We start from the raw sequence: 17,592 nt of genomic DNA on the forward strand, positions 1-17,592 counted from the left end.
AACACGATCGCGGCCGTCGACGCCTTTCCCTCGGCCTACCTCGAGCAGCGTCGCGCCGCCGTCGCCTTCCGCGCCGGGAACCAGGCCCGGCTCGTCGTTCAGGCAGTGAGCGGTCGTCACGCCCTCGACCATGGCGAGTCGCGCATGCGGTCGATCATGAAGTCGACGAATACGCGGACCTTGATCGGCAGGCGGTTGGTCGGTGGCGGCGCGGCGCTCACCGATGCGTTCAGTCGGCCGTCTCCGGGTGACCCTCTCGCGTCGGTCGCGGGACGGTCCGAACGCTCGTCGAACGCGGAGGCTCGTGGCGGGATCATGGGCGCGCGCGGGCGGGGGCTATGCAAGACCGCAGCGCCTCGCGGAGGTTGCTGCGGGTCGGCATGCGGCTGATGTCGATGCCGAGCTCGACGATCGTCCGCGCGACCGGGGGCGACAGTCCGCTGATGATCGCTTGAGCGCCGAGCAGCTGGACCGCACGGATGATGCCGACGAGGTGCGCCGCGGTGGCGTCGTCGATCTCGTCGACCCCGGTGAGGTCGATGATCGCGTGGCGGCTGCGGGTGGCGACGATCCGCTGGAGGAGGTTATCGGTGAGCTCGAGGGCGCGGGTGTCGTCGAGGGCCCCGACGATCGGCACGGTGAGGATCCCGTCCCAGACCTCGATGATCGGCGTGCCCAGGACCCGGATCAGCTCCTGCTGGCGCTGGATCAGCTCCTGCTTGTCGCGCAGGTCCTGCTCCTGGCGCTCCTGCTGAGCGCGGCCGAGGGCGACGATTCGCTCGTGCGCCTCGCGCAGCTCCGCGGTGCGCTGCGTGACCTTCTCCTCCAGGTGGCCGTATAACCGGGCATTCTCGATCGAGATCGCCGCCTGGGCAGACAACAGCCGCAGCATCTCGACGCGCTCCGGCGTGAACGCGCCGGCGGCCAGGGTGTTCTCGAGGTAGATCACGCCCGCGGGCCGGCCCTGGAAGCGGATCGGTGCGACGAGCAGCGAGCGCGGCAGGTGGCGGCGGATGTACGGGTCACCTGAGAACGGCCCTTCGCTCGGGGTATCTGCGAGCGCGACGTTCTCTTCGGTGCGTGCGACGTACTGCACGACGTCGATCGGGACGTCTGGGCTGTCCGCGAGGGCGACCCCACGCAGGATGCTCGGGCGCGCGTCGTCGAGGTCGCGGCCGGCTTCGATCCGCAGTTGCTCGTCCTCGCGCAGCACCAGGACGCCCCGGCGCGCCCCGGCGTTCTCGAGGATGATGTCGAGCAGGCGCTCGAGCAGGCGCGGCAGCACGATCTCGCCCGACAGCGCCTGCGAGGCCTTGAGCACCGAGCGCACGTCGAGCTCGACGTTGACGCTGTCCCGCGGCGCCCCCGGCCGGCGCGTCTGCTCGCGGGGGAGCAGCTGTGGCCATTCACGTTCGAGGCGGGCGACGACCGCGTCTGCGCCCCAGCGGGCGTAGCGGCGGTGGGCCTCGGTGAGGTAGGCGCGGGCGATCGTCTGCCGGCCGAGCCGGGCATAGAAACGGCCGCACAGCTCGTCGGCGAGCGCCTCGTCCTGAATGTACCCGCCGGACGAGGCCGCGGCGATTGCCTCGTCGTACAGCGCGCTGGCGGTCGCGTCGCCGGCGAGACGGCGCAGCTCGGCGTGCAGCAGCAGCGCGCGGTGGCGCAGGTTGACCGGGCAATGTGCGGCCCAGACGTCTAGCTTCGCCGCGAACGCGGTCACCTGGCCGAGGAAGCGCGCGGCGGTTTCGGGGTCGACCTCGTCGTGGGCTACCGCGTACGCGAGGCCGCCGTAGAAGTGGTACGCCGGGTTGCCGTGCCAGCTGGCGATGCCGACGATGCTCGGGTCGGTGTCGTCGCAGAGGCGCGCGGTCTGGAGGTGCGCGCCCTGGAACACGCCGAGGATCACCTGGTAGAAGTTGGCGAAGAACAGCGAGGCGCGGTTGTTGATCCGGCGGGCCTCGGCGATGACGGCGGCGATGTCGATCCACTCGCCCTTCAGCCTGTGCGGCTCGTCGACCGGCTGGGTCAGGTTGTGGCCGATCTGGCCGATGGCCCCGACCATCCAGGTGATCGCGTTGAACTTGTCGAGCCGCCACATCGGCAGGTACGACCTCGACTCGGCGAGCACCTCCGGCAGCGGCGTACCGCGCAGCAGGCTGTTGGTGTTCGAGTTGACGGTGTTGTAGAACGCCCAGATGTACTGCCCGGTCTCGATGCCGATCTGCAGGCCGAACAGCAGCGACTCCTTGTAGCGCGCGTACGGCTCCTTCCAGTGCTGGACGAACGCGCCCCACATGTTGTTGAGCATCGCCTGCGACTTCTTGTCGGGGTGCAGGTGGTCGAGCTGCACTCCGGCGCGCCCGAACAGGTACCCGCGGTCGACGTCGCCGATGGCGCACAGGTACGTGCCGAAGTTGATGTACGCGTAGAGCGAGTGCTTCGACACGCCGTGGCGCAGCGAGTTCTGCACCATCTTCATCACGGTGATGCCGAAGTTGTTGGTCGCCAGGAAGTAGCAGGGCGCGAACATCTCCTGCATCACGTCCTGCAGCGCGGCGATCTCCTGGTCCTGCAGCGTCGGGAGCTCGGTCAGCGCGGCGATCATCGCCGCGTCGGTGCGGGCGGTCGGGTCCGGTCCGATCTTCGCCTCGAAGTGCTGGTCGAGCAGCGCGAGGGTCGCCGCGAGCTCGGCCGCGAGCGCGGCGTCGTCGGGAAATGCCGGCAGGTCGATGGCGAACGGGCGCAGCGCCGCGAGGCCCTCGTCGAGCGCGGCCGGCAGGTCGTTCTTGAGCACCTGCACGTTCATGATCAGCCGGCGCACCGCCGTCTGGTCGAAGCGCCCGCGGGCGCGGGCGTAGCAGGCCTCGAGCGTGGCGAGCGCGGCGTCATGCAGGTCGCACAGCGACTGCATGACGCCGGTGCGGGTCGCGTAGACGAGCGCGAGCTCGTAGTGGACGTCCCACGCGTCAGCGGGGAGCATGGACGCCCCGAGGGTCAGGTAGCGCAGCGCCCCGGCGAAGGCCGCCGACTCCTCGGCCTTCTCGGCCGCAGCGAGGCCGAGGCGCACGAGGCCGAGGCGCTCGTCCAGGTCGGTCAAGAGCCCCGCGGCGCTGCTCAGGTGCCCGACGACGTCGAAGAGGCCCTGGCGGTCGCCGCTGGTGAGCCGCGCGCGTAAGAGCCGGCCAATCTGCAGGTGCACCGCCGGCCGCTCGGTGATGGGGATCAGCGAGTAGGCCGCCTCCTGCACCTTGTCGTGGGCGAAGTGGATCTGCTCGCCGCGGACGACCACGAGGCCCTCCTTGAGCGCGCCGTCGAGCCGCGCGTAGGTCTCGTCGGGGCCGCACTCGCTGACCGTGGCGAGCATCGACAGGTCGAAGCGGTTGCCGATCGTCGCCGCGAGCTTGAGTGCGTCCTGCGTCCGGGCGGGCAGCCGACGGAGCATCGACGCCATCAGGTCGACGACGTTCGCGGTGTACTGCAGCGACTCGATCTTGCGCAGGTTCCACTGCCAGCCGTGGCCGGCGACGTACACCAGCGCGCCCTGGTCGTACAGCGAGCGCACGAACTGCTTGATGAAGAACGGATTGCCGCCGGTCTTGCGCAGCACGACCTCGGCGAGCGCGCCGCAGTGCGGGGTCTTCAGGCTGTCGCTGATGAGCTCGATGATGTGCGACAGGTCGAGCGGCGTCAGCACGATGTCGCGCACGGCGACCCCGCGCGCCTGCAGATCCTCGCGTGCGCGCATGAACGGATGCGCAGGGCCGACCTCGTTGTCGCGGTAGGCGCCGCAGAAGAACATCGACTCCATCTGGTCGGACTGCAGGATGCTGCGCAAGAGCCCCAGGCTGGCCGCGTCCATCCACTGCAGGTCGTCGAGGAACAGCACGAGCGGGTGGGCGCTGCGCGCGAATACGGACACGAAGCGCTCGAAGCACAGCGTAAACCGGTTCTGCGCCTCGATCGGGCCGAGCGCGGGCGCCGGCGGCTGCTCGCCGATGATGTGCACGAGCGACGGCAGCATCTCGCAGACGACCTGGCCATTGTTGCCGAGCGCCTCGCGGATCGCGGACCGCCAGCGGCGGAGCCGGCTCTCGCTCTCTGACAACAGCTGCCGCAAGAGCCCCTCGAACGCCTGCAGGATCGCGCTGTAGGGCATGTCGCGGTTGTACTGGTCGTACTTGCCCGAGATGTAGTAGCCCTTCTCGCGTGCGAGCGGCTTCAGGATCTCCTGCACGAGCGACGACTTACCGATCCCCGAATAGCCGGAGACCAGCACGATCTCGCGCTGCCCGCCGAGCACGTCCTCGAAGGCCGCGACCAGCCGCTCGATGTCGTGCTGGCGCCCGTAGAGCTTCTGGTGCAGCTTGAACAGCTCGCCCGAGTCGTGCGCGCCCGCGACGAGATCGCCGATCTCGCCGGTCTCCGCGAGCCGTCGGCGGCACTCCAGCAGGTCGGCGACGAGCCCGGAGGCGGCGTGGTAGCGGTCCTCGGCGGTCTTGCGCAGCAGCCTGTGCACGATCGAGGCGATCGCCGGCGGCACGTGGGGGACGAGCTCGGCGAGCGGCGGCGGGAGCACGGCGATGTGCGCGTGGAACAGCTCCATCGGGTCGTCGGCCGTAAACGGCGGACGCCCGGCGAGCAGCTCGTAGAACACGACGCCGAGCGAGTAGAGGTCCGAACCGGCGTCGACGCTGCGATTCATCCGTCCGGTCTTCTCCGGCGAGACGTACGGCAGGATGTCCGCGAGCACCGCCGGGTTGTAGATCGCCTCGTGCTCGCGCGTGATCTCGGCCTCGACGCCGAAGCCGAGCAGCTTGACCGCGAGCGGCGCGTCGTCCTCGGCCGGGCGGACGAGGATGTTGCGCGGGCGGATGTCCCCGTGCAGGATGCGGAGCCGGTGGATGTCCTCCAGGCCCTGCGCGATGCTCAGCGCCAGGTCGAGGAACGACGGGATGTCCAGCGGCCCGCGGGCGCGCAGGTGGGTCGCGAGGTCCTCGCCCGAGAAGTCCTCGAGCACGATGACGAGGTCCTCGGGGTGCTCATCGACGCTGATCACCCCGAGCACGTGAGGCGAGGTGACCGCGCGGATGACCTCGTATTCGTGCTTGAAGCGGGCGATGTCCGCGATCCGCGTGCCGTCAGTCCTCAATGTGCGCAGCAGCACGGAGCCGCCGTCGGGCGCCCGTCGCACGCGGTAGAGCGCGCTGGAGGGCGTCTGGTGGAGGGTCTCGACAATCTCGTGGCCGTGCAGGCGGTTCATGATCGGTGCGATGCTCCCGGCGAGGTCGAGGTCGATGGTGAAAGCGTTCGTCACCTCACTGGTGATATTGATTTCTTGCAATATTCTTGATATCGAATACGGTCTCGTGAGGAGAACGACTCATCGTACTCCGACCGAACGCGTTGTCAACGGCGTTTATGCAGGTTTACGCCGTTCATTAAAATCGATTTCAGAAATGCTCACAATGACCGGCGCTGCGTCCGCGGCGCCGGCCATTGTGAACATTTACTGAGACTGCTTCAGCCTCCTTGCAATGGCATACGTCACCATGTGCGATCGGCTTGCGCGACGCGGCGATGCAGGCACGAGATCCTCGGCGGGGGCCGTACGCGGGCACGCAGGACCCTGCCGTGCTCGCCGCAGCCGTAGAACTCGCCCGCGCGGCATCGCACGCGCGTGCCTGCATGCCCGCACGGGCGACTCTGCGCGCGGGAAGCCTCGGCTTTCGCCCGAGCGGGCGGCGCCCGCGGTCGATATGCCTCGTATTAGACTGCCCGCGAGGGCGGGCACGAGCGCCTCGCCGGGCTCGGCGCGGTCGGATGATACTCGGGCTCCTCAGCTTGATCGGCGTGAGGGTCGGCTCGCTCGTCGATGCTTCGGCGCCCTCTCGTGCGACAGAGAGATCGCGGTAGGGACCGCCCTTCGCCCTTCAGCTCGGGCCCCCCGCACAGATCCGAGCGAGCGGAACTACCACACTCGGGTTCGATCGGCGAAACGGTCTTATCATCACTTCGCGGACCTCGCCGACATGTGCCTCCTCGCAGGTCGACCTGCGAGAGGCACGACGGCCGCGGTGTGGGCGGTGGGCGCGGGCTGCCGAGGTACGAGCTCTCGTCACGACGTAGTTCGCCGCAGTAGCCGTTCTTGTCCCACCAGGGCGCCTTGAGGCGCCTCGAAGCGCCGCGCACGCGCCCCCCCGCACCGCCAGGGCTCGGTGTTCTTGCGGTTCGCGCCTCACTTTATGCATGTTACCGCGAAGCGCCGCGAACCGCACGTCACCCCTTCGCGGCGCGCCACCTACTGCACCTCGTCCAGCCACCATTGGCGAGAACACCGCTACCTGGGCCTGTCTGCCTCGTGGGGCGTCCGTACGCCTCCACTCGCATGAAACATGCTGTCATGTTTGCAAACATCCGGGCCATTCGTGCGAGGTTTCGCCTCTGTGCTGGCCGGCGGCGTCGCGGAGTGCAACCCGAGTCCACCTTCGATCCTTCCCGAGAGGCTGGAACAGCGCACCGGCTCGCTGGATTATGTCGCCCTTGAACGCACCGAACCTGTGAAGGGTGCGTTGATTCTTGCCTCCGCCGTCTCGACTCGACGGTAGAACGATTGCAGGTGGGAAGGCGCACGGCCGGGACCGCCGGAACGCTCTCTCGCGTGTGGTCTCGGTGACCTGGGATCGTCCGCCTGAATCCTCTCATGCACGAGCTCTCGCCGACCTCGTGCTGCGGCGGCACGTCCTGGTCGTGCTCTACTTGCTCACCGCCGGAGCGGCCGACCTCGCTGAGGGCGCCGGCGGCCCCCTCGGCCCGGCTCTCGCCACGCCGACCTTCGCGCGTAGTCCTTGCGCGACAGACCGGTCGAGGCCCAGGCCGCCGCGCGGCGACCCCACCGCCCCTGCGTCCTCATGGACCACTTCCGGCGGCGCAACTCCATCTGCTCCCGGACTTGAGTCCTCGGCGTCGCCCGAACGCCGCGTCTCCCGCCGTGGCCTCATTCTCCTGGTCAGCTCTTGCGCTCCCGGCCAGTCTTGCGCTCGACACGTTGACAAAGTTCCCGTTCAGAACTCCTTAAGCGCGATGCTCCCCGGCGAAAGACCGCAGGGCCCGCCTGGCGGCCCAGCCGCGCGGGTCAGCGCCAGCCGCGCGACGGTGCTCCCGGCGGCTCGCGTGCTCGCCTTCGGGCTGAGCTACTACCTTTGCGCGGTCCTCGGCGCTGCGATCGCCGGGGCCGCTCTGCCTTTCGTGAGCTTCTGGCCGCCGTCCGGGATCTATCTCGGTGGCCTCTTGCTGACGCCTGCAAGGCAATGGCCTGAGATCATGTTGGGGGCTGCGCTCGGCAACATCAGCTTCGACGTGCTCCACGGTATACCGTTCCCCGTATCGCTAGGCTTCTACGCCGGCAATACATTGCACGCGGCGGCGGGCAGTTGGGCGGTTCACCGCCTGGTGACTCCCCGCCCCAAGCTCGAGTCGGTGCCCGAGCTCTTCGGGGTCCTGCTCCTCGGCGGAGTCGCCGGAGCTGGGCTGGGCGGACTCATCGGGGCAGGCGTCTTGGTGCAGGCCGAGAGGAGCCACGACTTCGTCGAGACCTGGGCGCAATGGACGACAGGGACGGCCATGGCGACGCTGCTCGTCACGCCGGTGGTGCTGAGCTGGTTCGGGGATGCCAGCGACGAGAGAAGCGCCCGCTCCGCAGGTTGGTGGCTCGAGGTCGCCGCACTCGTCGCTGCCCTGGTGGTCATCACCATGTTCGGCGGGACGCAGCGCGAGCTCCTGCTCTTGCCCCCCCTGCTGTGGTCCGGAGTGCGCTTCGGTACCAAGGGCGCCTCGCTCTCGTGCCTCCTCGTCGCACTCTGCCTGGGCGTCTCCGGCGCTTCCCTTCTCTTCGCCTGGCTCCCGATCGAGCCCAGCACGGGTCACGAGCTCTTGACCACCAAGGTCTTCCTGGGGGTCTCGAGCATCGTGGCCTTGGTGCCGGCGATCGTGCTCAGCCAGCGGGCCCGCGTCACCCGTGCCTTGCAGGCGAGCGAGCTGCGCCTCGAAGAGGCGAACCGGCGCAAGAGCGAGTTCCTGAACATGCTCTCCCACGAGCTACGCAACCCGCTCGCGCCGATCCGCAACGGCCTCTACATCCTGAGCCGCGCACCGCCCGGCAGCGAGCCCGCCCGCCGCGCGCAGGCGATCATCGAGCGGCAGGTCTCGCACCTCACGCACCTGGTCGACGACCTCCTCGACATGACCCGCATCAACCGTGGCAAGGTCCAACTCAGACGCGAACGCCTCGAGCTGAACGAGCTCACGCAGCGCATGGTCGAGGACTACCGCTCCGTGTTCGTCGAGAGCGACGTCCAGCTCGAGGTGCAGACGGCTCCGCGAGACATCTGGGTGAACGGCGACCCGACACGACTGGCGCAGGTCATCGGCAACCTCCTTCAGAATGCTGCCAAGTTCACCCCACCGGGCGGCAGGACGACGGTCTCGGTCGACACGGACCCCGCTAGCGATCGGGCCGTCGTTCACGTCGAGGACACCGGGCCGGGGATCTCGCCGGAGCTCCTGCCGCGTCTGTTCGAGCCGTTCACGCAGGCGGACGCGTCCCTCGACCGCGCCAAGGGGGGCCTCGGCCTCGGCCTCGCGCTCGTACGCAGCCTGGTCGAGATGCATGGCGGCTCGGTCGGCGCAGCGAGCTCCGGTAGGGGCAAGGGCGCGTGCTTGACCATCACACTGCCCCTCGCCGACCCGGCCGAGCCGAGCCCGAAGAGGGCCGCCACGGCAGCGGCACCCCGCCGCGTCCTCGTCGTCGAGGACAACGTCGACTCTGCCGACAGCCTGCGCGAGGTGCTCGAGCTCGATGGACACGAGGTCGCCGTCGTCTACCGCGGGCGCGAGGCGCTCGAGAAGGCGCGAGTCTTCCGTCCGGACATCGTGCTGTGCGACATCGGCCTGCCCGACATAGATGGTTATGCGGTGGCCCGGGCGCTGCGCGCTGACGAGGAGCTCAGGCGTTGCACGCTCGTCGCCCTGACCGGCTACGCGCAGCCCGACGACGCGACCCGGGCCAGGGCGGCTGGCTTCGACGCCCACCTGGCGAAGCCCGTCAGCATGGAGGCGCTGCAGCGGGTCCTCGCCGGCGTCCCCAGGGACGACCGCGACGAGTAGGTCCTCTCGTCTTGGTTCGCTCCTCGCTCGACGTCCTATGAAAGACCTACCAGCACACCGTGCAGGCCACGGAGGATCTGATGAACCAGGGCCAGCGCCGCCCGCCGCCAAAGTCGGCGCTGCCGCTCATCTCGCCGACGAGCGTCACTCGCCCCCCGCCGCCGATCGCCAGGCCGCGGCCGATCTGCGACGCGCCGTTGCCGAAGCGCTTGGCCCACATTGCGTTGCCGCCGGAGTCGAACCGCGCGAGGAACACGTCCTCGGCGCCCGCGCTGGCGACCCGCGCACCCGCCGTTGCGTTCCCGACTGCGGCCCCGACGACTGACGTGTTTCCTCAGCAACCTTCACCTTCGCCAGCCGCTCCGCTGTCCGCACCTGCTCGCGGTCCGCGAACTGGTGGAGCGACTCCTGCGGGCCCGGCCTCGGGAACTTGAAAGCGTCGGGGCGCGACCACGCGCCGCTCGACCCGTATTGCGCGGTATCCCTGTCGAGTGAGGGGGCCGAGGCTTCTTGGCCTATGGGGGCGGACCGTACCAAACCGCCCCACTCTCGCGCCCGTTCCACCGCTCTCTGTCCTCGTTCGACCCCCGATTCCGCGTATCCTGGCCGTCCTGGCGCCGGCTCCCCCTGGAGAGCGTGACCATGTCCTCTCGCCGCCTCGTCACCGCTGTCGTCGTCCTGCTCGGCTGCGACCGTCACGAGTCCGCCGAGCTCATGTGCGCCGATCCCTCGCCCACCTTCGGCTGCCCCGACCCTCGGGCCCAGCCTGTCGCTCGACCGCCGGGTGCGGCGCCCTCGCTCGCAGTACCCGCCGTCCCCGCTGATCGCCGCTGCGGTGAGGCCGGCGAACTCCCGACCGAGCTTCCACCTGACCTCGCCGCTGGCCGTACGCCCCTCGGCAGCGGCATCCTGCACCCCGGAGACCAGCTCGACATCGGCAAGACCCGCCTGCGCTACGACGCCTCGACTACGCACGGCACCCATCGCGTCAGCCGCCGCGGGCCCGGCCTCCACATCGAGATCGACCGCGCGGAGGTCGGCCCGGACGCCCCCTGGGGCACCCTCGTGCCGCTCGACCCCGACGAGCGACAACCTGTCCTCGTCGGCCCCTATCGCTTCGACCTGCGCACATCCGCTGGCGATCCGCCCGCCGACCTCACCGTCACCGTCACCCGCGACCTCTGCCCTGCCGCCGCCGTCGTCGAGCCCGCCGACGCCCCGCGCAGCCTGTGGCTCAGCACCGAGGGCATCCGCACCCATACCTACGACGTCTCGGGTCAGTTTCTCCAACTCGCCCTCCACGGTCACGGCGTTGCCCCGCGCGTCTCCATCACCGACCGCGGCTATTTCTACTGGCACGAGCCCCGGCCCGGCGTCCCACACCGGCTCCGCGTTGGCGCCCGCATCGTCACCATCGAGCGCGTCGTCCCCGGCCCCAACACCCGCTTCGACGGCGTCTGGCAGGCCGACGGCGACGCTCGCCTGCACGTCCGCGCCCGCATCGAGCCGCTTCCGCCCGGCCCCGAGATCGCACCCGTCGCGCCCACCGACCCCTGCACCCCGAACGCCGAGCGCACCACCGTCCCCCCCCAGCTCCAGACCGCGCCGAAGCTCCTCGCTGATCGTCCCCTCGACCGCGGCAAGCACCTCGCCCTCGGCCCGTTCACCGTCGGCTACGTCACCGTCGAGCTCCCCCCCCTCGGCAACGGCCCCGACCGCGAGAAGGCCCAAACCGTGTCCCACGTGCAAGTTCTCGCCGCCAAGCCCTACGAGTTCGTGCTCGACTTGCGCTCGGGCCCGCGATTCGTTCGGCACGGTGAGAACCTCTTGCGCATCGACCCAGACGACTCCGGCGACCGCGTCCGCGTCCGCCAGTTCGGCGCGGTCTGTCCCCACGAACGCACGCTGCCCGCGTTCCAGGCTCCGACCTATGTTTGGCTCGGCACCTTCGGCCGTACCTACGTCAGCGTCCCTGGTCGCGCCACGATCCCCCTGAGCCTCGCGCTCCGCGTCGACATCGACGGCCCCAGGCTCGACCTCGGCAGCGCCGACGCCTCCTTCTCGTATCCCGTACGCCCCGACCAGATCGGCCTCGCCTTCACCCTCCGCGAGCACCTCGTCGAGATCGTCGACGTCGTCCCCGCCCCGGGCACACGCCACGACGGCCAGCGCTGGCAGACCTATGGCGCAGTCCCCGTCGTCAACGTCCAGCTCGCGGTCACTCCGCTGTCGGCGCCCTGATTGCGCCGTGTCGTGCGCCCAGCCCGGCGCCATCGAGCCCCTCGACGTAGGCGTCGAAGGTGCCAGCGTCCCGGATGATGGGCGAAAGCAATCACGGGTACCCCAAGCTGTTTTTGGGCAACTTTTGGGGCAACCCGAGGCCTCCCGCCGCAATCCGCGCCTTCGCCCGCTCTCCCAAAAGCGCCCCAAAGTGGAGATCCGCGGCGGTTTGCGGATTGGGGGGGATTTTGGGGAGCGGGCTAAGCCATGGACATCATCACGATTGTCCACGCTACGTTCGAGCTGAAGTAGGGCACGCAGGTTCGAGTCTTGGGCGAGCGGTCGCCAGCGGCGAGACCGCTTGGAGCGGAGCACCGACATGGCCGCGTAGCCCCCCGCCGCCTGCGACAAGCAAATTCGGTTCGACGGGCGGTGACAGCCACCCGCACAGCTCTCCGCATTCTGGATCTGCTGTACCGTCGTCACCGTCGGATGAGTTGCACAAGCACGAGGCGACGGCGCGGGCGACAATGACGGAGGTGGACGAGCTGGGCATCGGATGGCGATTCTCGGTTCACGCTGCTTCTGTGCCGGCAGCCAGGAAACCGGCTCACGCCGCGGAGCCATCGGGCCAGCGCCGCTCGCTGGGCTTCGAGCTCCGCGAGGAGGGCCAGCAGGCCCTGGCTCCCGGTAAGTGAAGCGGATGGAGAATGCGACGATTGCATCGTGGACCTCGAGAGCAGGTCCACGCCGAATGTGAAACCGGCTCAGTCAATCACGCCGATAGCTGTCCTCGACGTCTTCGACGCTGAGCGGATTGTCGCGCTCCTCGATCTGGCGCGTGAGCTCCTCGATGTGACGACGCGCCTCGGCGAGTCGGCGCTTGATGGTCGCCAGGCTGAGCTCCATCTGCTCGGCGATCTCCTCGAGAGCGAGGCCCTCGCAGCGCAGCAGGAACGCAGTACGCTCCTCTTCATCGAGCCGCTGGAGCAGGATCTGCACGCGGAGCCGACGATCCAGGCGCTGGCTCGGCGAGGTGACGGCGTTCGGCGTCTGCGAGCTGCGGAACTCCTCGGAGGTGCGGGTCCGCGTGCGGAACTGAAGCAGCTTCTTCCGCGCGATGCCCATCAGGAACGCGCGCGGCTTTTCGATCGTCGCCGGGTCCTTCTCCAGCAGCGTCTGGAGGGTCTCCTGGGCGAGGTCCTGCGCGTCGGCGTAGGGGACGCCGCTGCTGCGAAAGAAGCGGTTGAGGGCGTCGGCGTGCGCGTTGACGAGCGCGGCGATGGTCGAGGTAGTGGGCTTGGTCATGGTGAGGGTCTCGTCGTCGTGGTCCCGCGAGGGGCCGAGTTCGGCTCACGGATCTTTCAAATCGGAGCACCCGGGCGAACCGTCGCGCTCGCCCGCGCACTGGGCACGGCAGTGTTGGATCGACTTCAGGCCCCTACAGTGGATACACCGCGTGGCGCATGGCTGGTCGTCAGCCACCCGGAGCCGGTTGCGTTCTCGGTCGCTACGACTGCCGACGAGCAGACTTCCCTTGTTCCCCTTGACCCCGACATGGCCGCGGACCTTGTCCGACTCGAAGGTGAGAAATAAATCGTAGGAGAGACCCTCGAGGACGAACTTGCCGGTAGCGGCGCCGAGCAGCGGCGCGAACTCTTCGACGGCGATCTCTCGGTGACTGAGAGTGCCGTGCGTGTTCTTCAAGCTGGCGTTGTACCGGCACCTCCGCTTGTCGCGTAGGCGGAGCTCGAGCGAGTACAGAGCGGCGGTGTCCTTGAGGAACCATTCGCCTGTCACGAGTTCACCAGGACAATCGAACCTCGCGGGCACAGGCGCAGACGCGGGCGCGGGTGGCGGTGAAGGATCCGGCTTTGAAGATGGCGGCGGAGTCGCGGGGTCGACGGATACGGGTTCGGCGGACTCCTGCGCGGCGACGAGGAGTTCTTCGGGCGGCGGCGGGGCCTCGGCGCTCCAGAAGCCGAGCGCTGCGAGCACGCCGACGACTGTCGCTACGCCGACCGCCGGGAACGCGAGCCAGGACCACGAACGCCCGGATACGACCGCGGCCGGCGCCGTCGCGGCCGACTGGTGAGTGTCGCTCGACAAGTTGACGTTCGCCAGCACCGTCGGCGCGCTCGCGATCGACGCGGCGCTGCGGAGCTCGCCGTAAAACTCGCGCAGGTGCGCGACGAGGTCGGTCATCCGCGGGAACCTGCGGGTCGGATCGGGAAGGAGCGCCCGCCGCAGACAGTCGAAAAGCGCCGGAGGCACGCCTCTGGCCAGCTTCGGCGACGCCGAGACGACCCGCCGGCTCGGGTCGAGGTCGTCGATCGGGTACGGAAACTCGCCGCACAGCGCCTCCCACAGGGCCGCGGCGAACGAGAACTGATCGCTGCGGGCCTCGGCGCGGCCGCGCAGGGCCTCGGGGGCCATGTAGGCGAGCGTACCGACGATCGCGCGCTGCTCTGGGTTCTTGCTGTCGAGGTGCCCGGCTGAGGGTGAGTCGAGGATCGCCAGACCGAAATCGACGAGCTTGGGCTCGCCCCCCTCGTCGAGCATCACGTTCTCGGGCTTGAAGTCGCGGTGGACGATCCCGCCTGCGTGCGCGGCGGCGAGTCCATCACCGGCGCGGCAGAAGACATCGAGGACCTCCCACGCAGGGTGCGGCTCCGCCATCCAATGGCGGAGCGTCGTACCCGACAGCAACTCCATCGCCACGAGGAAGCAACGGAGCTCGCCGGGCCGAAACTCGTCGGCGTCGAAGTCATGAACGACCACGATGTTGCGGTGGCGCAGCGCCGCGAGCGTCTGCGCCTCGGTTCTCACCGCCTTGGCCAGGGCGTCCTGGGCCAGCCCCGGATAGAGCTTGAGCGCGACCTTGCGCCCGAGCTTGCGATCCAGCGCCTCGCAGACGACCCCGCTCGCGCCGTAGCCGAGCAGCCGGACGATCATCAGTCGGCCGTTGCTCGAGACGAGCTGCTCGCTCCCGAGCCGAGCCAGCAACAACGCATGCCGCAAGCGAGTCTCGAGGTCTCGGACTGCTTCCTGGCGGTCGAGAAGGGTGATGCCGGCCACGGCAATCGCACGATATAGCAGCCGATACCGGCCGGATCTGCGTACGCGGCCCGGCCCAGTAAGTTAACGCCGTGAACTGATGCGCGGCTTCGCGCACCCGTGGCGCCTGGGGGGCCGGCTCCAATCGACGGAAGTCCCGCAACTTCCGCGTAATCTTGCGACATTCATCGCGTCGCTGACCCAGCGCAAGAGCTCTCAGGTTACTCCCGCAGTGAGTAGCGCGCGGCTGATGATGTCTGCCAGTTCGCCGCGCTCCTCGGCCTCGTCAACTCGACCAGGGTGAAGGAGGGGCGTCTCATCCCCACCGGGCATGTCTTTGGCGGCATGCCGTCGGCCGAGCAACTTCGGCGCTGCCTTCGAATCGACGCTCGACCACCGTCCGCCTTCGAGACGGGTGCCTCCTATGAAATTGTTCATGCACTGTAACCATTTATGACTCCAAGCGGAATTCCTCCAGGCGCGCCACGCGACGACATTCGGCAGCGCTCCGCGCGAGCGTGTCACGAATTCGGTGAAGACGCGTCAGGGACCCGCACCCGATCGCGCACACTCGGTTCATGATCCAGCCTTCACGCGCCTCCCGGCGCATCACGCGATCGACAGGCCGGCGCTCGTTGCTCGCCGCGGCGTGCGCGACGCTGTTGATGGCCTGTCGTGGCGGCGAGCTCGCCGCCGCGGTCACGCCGCCGAACAGCGTCCAGGTCACCGAGTTGGCGCATCGATGGGTCGATGAGGTCGGGCGAGCGCGGGGGCTCGAGAGCTCTGCGCCGCTCGCGGTCGTCGTGACGAATGCCCAGGAGCTCAAGGCGCGAGCGGAGAATGATATCAGGGCGCAATATCATCAGGACGAGCTCGAGCAGACCCGGCGGGTCCAGGTGAGCCTCGGAATGCGCCCGCCAGGGCCCGCGCTCGACGGCCCGCCAGGCACGATCTCCGTCTCGCTGGCGGGCATGTACGATCCACCCAGCCGGTCGCTCTGGATCGACGCGGGCGCCGAGTCGTTCGAATTCATCGTCGCCCACGAGGGCGTGCATTTCCTGCAGGACATGCACTTCGGGCTCGACCGATTCCTCGCCCCGATCACGGGGGACAGCGACGCCGAGCTCGCGCGCACGCTGCTGGTCGAGGGCGACGCCAACGCCGCCTGCATCGCATGGGAGTCGGGTGAGCGCGACCTGGCGTCGACGTCCCCGGAGACGTTGCGCGAGCGAGGAGTCCAGGTGCTCGACGCCGAGGAGGAGGCGTTCGATGACCCCGTCCTCGGCTGCATCCACATGCTCCCCTACAATTACGCCCCGAGCACCATCGTCGAGCTCGTTCACGAGCGAGGCTGGACTGCGATCGACGCGCTCTACCGCGACCCGCCGGCGACGAGCGAACAGATGCTCCATCCCGCCAAGCTGTCCGCTCGCGAGCCGGCGATCCCGATCGCGGCGCACCCCGAGCGGCTCGCGGGCGCGCTGCCGCGGCACACTTCAGTCCGCCAGGATACCCTCGGCGAGGCGAGGCTCTTCTGCATGCTGGCGGCAGTCGTCCCGTCCGAGCGCGCGAGTGCGGCCGCTGCGGGCTGGGGCGGCGACCGAATCGTGGTCCTCGAGACCAGCGATTCGCGCGACCTCGCCCCGCTCGTCCTCGGCCTGATCGCGTGGGATGGGCCCGACGAGGCCGCCGAATTCGAGCCGGTGTTCCGTCAGTACCTCGAGGAGAAGCTCCCCGGGCGATACCAGCTGGAGCGCCGTGGGCGTGACGTCCTGTTCGCCACCCAGGTTCCCACCGACGCCCCGGCCACGCTGCTCGCGCACGCGTGGAATGTCTTCGTGATCCCATCGTGATCACACCTGGCAATCGAGGGACTTTCTCCACGCTCTGAAGGCCCCAGCTGGGGGATCGGGGCGACCGTTGACAGCGCATTGCGAGCGGATGGATAAACTCTCGCCATGGACACGCTGGTGAATCTCTACAACGTCCACCTCCGCCCGAAGCGCGCATTCGTGTGCCTCGCGGGGGTTGCCCTCGTCATGGGCGGTTGTCAAGACGCTCCCGGTCAAGGGAGCGCGTCCGACGCTCAGAGTTCGACGACGGCGCCGGGCAGCTCCAGCGAGGCTTCGACGACCGGCTCGACCACGACGCCGACGACTGGAAGCCATGGCGCGAGCACCACCCATCCCGGCGGGAGCTCCAGCACGGGCGACGAGAGCAGCAGCGGCGATGTCGACGGCACCAGCGCAGGCAGCACCTCGGCGGGGAGCACGACCACGGACGACGGCGACGAGCCCGTCGCCAGCCCCTGGGTACCCGCCGACTACGAGCTCGTGTTCAACGACGAGTTCGACGGCGCCGAGCTCGACACCTCGAAGTGGTGGACGCGGTACGTCTACGAGGACGGCATGCTCGATCACCTCAACGACGAGCAGCAGCTCTACCGCGAGAAGGACAATCACATCATGACCGGCAGCTCGATCAAGCTCACCGCCCGCAAGGTGAGCGACGACGGGCCCAAGGCGATCAACTACGAATCGGGGATGCTCCGCTCGAAGACCATCATGAAATATGGTTACTTCGAGGCCCGCGTGAAGATGCCGCCCGCGATCGGTGTCTGGCCCGCCTTCTGGCTCAACGCCGAGGTCCCGCCGTGGCCGCCGGAGATCGACATCTTCGAGTTCGTCAACAACGGCGTGGAGGACAAGGCCAACATGATCCACACCGGGGTCGTGAACCACGGGGCGCAGGGCGGCGAGTTCCTCTACGTCGATCCGAAGTTCAACAAGCAGTGGACCTTCTGGACCGCGCCCTTCGACTTCCCCGACGACTTCCACGTCGTGGCGGTCCTGTGGGACGACACGAGCGCGGCCACGTACGTCGACGGGCAGATGATCGTGCAGCGCGGCTACAAGTGGGTTCACGACGACGGGACCGACGCGGGGTACGCCCACGTGCTCTTGAACCTCGCCATCGGCGGCGAGTGGGCGGGCCGGCACGGGATCGAAGACGCCGCGTTCCCGCAGAGCCTCGAGATCGACTACGTGCGCGTCTACCAGAAGACGAAGGACGTCAGCCAGAGCGTGGTCGGACACGAGCTTTGCCCGCCCGATGGCGGTTGTTGACCGGAGATCCCCTGCCGGCCTCCGGGCA

8 protein-coding genes are annotated in these 17,592 nt (G+C 68.8%); 4 read left to right on the plus strand and 4 right to left on the minus strand.

Annotation, left to right across the window (positions count from 1 at the left end; genetic code table 11):
• Positions 1 to 313 precede the first annotated feature (313 nt).
• Positions 314 to 5,314, minus strand: coding sequence for an AAA family ATPase (locus OV090_RS41160; protein WP_267710350.1), 5,001 nt, complete (start codon positions 5,312 to 5,314; stop codon positions 314 to 316).
• Between the two features lie 1,346 nt (positions 5,315 to 6,660).
• Between OV090_RS41160 and OV090_RS41165 the strand changes: the two genes are divergently transcribed.
• Positions 6,661 to 9,162: an ATP-binding protein gene (locus tag OV090_RS41165; protein ID WP_267710351.1), complete on the plus strand. Its 2,502-nt coding sequence runs from the start codon at positions 6,661 to 6,663 to the stop codon at positions 9,160 to 9,162.
• 46 nt (positions 9,163 to 9,208) lie between these two features.
• On the opposite strand, the gene OV090_RS41170 is transcribed toward OV090_RS41165, so the two are convergent.
• Positions 9,209 to 9,418, minus strand: coding sequence for a hypothetical protein (locus OV090_RS41170; RefSeq protein ID WP_267710352.1), 210 nt, complete (start codon positions 9,416 to 9,418; stop codon positions 9,209 to 9,211).
• A gap of 386 nt (positions 9,419 to 9,804) precedes the next feature.
• Here OV090_RS41170 and OV090_RS41175 point away from each other — a divergent pair, with 386 nt between their 5' ends.
• Positions 9,805 to 11,403, plus strand: coding sequence for a hypothetical protein (locus OV090_RS41175; protein ID WP_267710353.1), 1,599 nt, complete (start codon positions 9,805 to 9,807; stop codon positions 11,401 to 11,403).
• A 750-nt stretch (positions 11,404 to 12,153) separates the two neighbouring features.
• On the opposite strand, the gene OV090_RS41180 is transcribed toward OV090_RS41175, so the two are convergent.
• Positions 12,154 to 12,690 (minus strand): RNA polymerase sigma factor, encoded by a 537-nt coding sequence (locus OV090_RS41180; RefSeq protein WP_267710354.1) that lies wholly within the window; start codon positions 12,688 to 12,690, stop codon positions 12,154 to 12,156.
• A 45-nt stretch (positions 12,691 to 12,735) separates the two neighbouring features.
• Entirely contained in the window at positions 12,736 to 14,460 is a 1,725-nt protein-coding gene (locus OV090_RS41185) for a serine/threonine-protein kinase (RefSeq protein WP_267710355.1), read from the minus strand.
• A gap of 557 nt (positions 14,461 to 15,017) precedes the next feature.
• On the opposite strand from OV090_RS41185, the gene OV090_RS41190 reads away from it, so the two are divergent.
• Together OV090_RS41190 and OV090_RS41195 are read left to right on the plus strand one after the other, a co-directional pair.
• Positions 15,018 to 16,292: a hypothetical protein gene (locus OV090_RS41190; RefSeq protein WP_267710356.1), complete on the plus strand. Its 1,275-nt coding sequence runs from the start codon at positions 15,018 to 15,020 to the stop codon at positions 16,290 to 16,292.
• Between the two features lie 105 nt (positions 16,293 to 16,397).
• Positions 16,398 to 17,564, plus strand: a complete 1,167-nt coding sequence (locus tag OV090_RS41195; protein ID WP_267710357.1) for a glycoside hydrolase family 16 protein — start codon at positions 16,398 to 16,400, stop codon at positions 17,562 to 17,564.
• Positions 17,565 to 17,592 lie beyond the last annotated feature (28 nt).

This window comes from Nannocystis sp. RBIL2, assembly GCF_026626745.1.
Lineage (GTDB): Bacteria > Myxococcota_A > Polyangia > Nannocystales > Nannocystaceae > Nannocystis.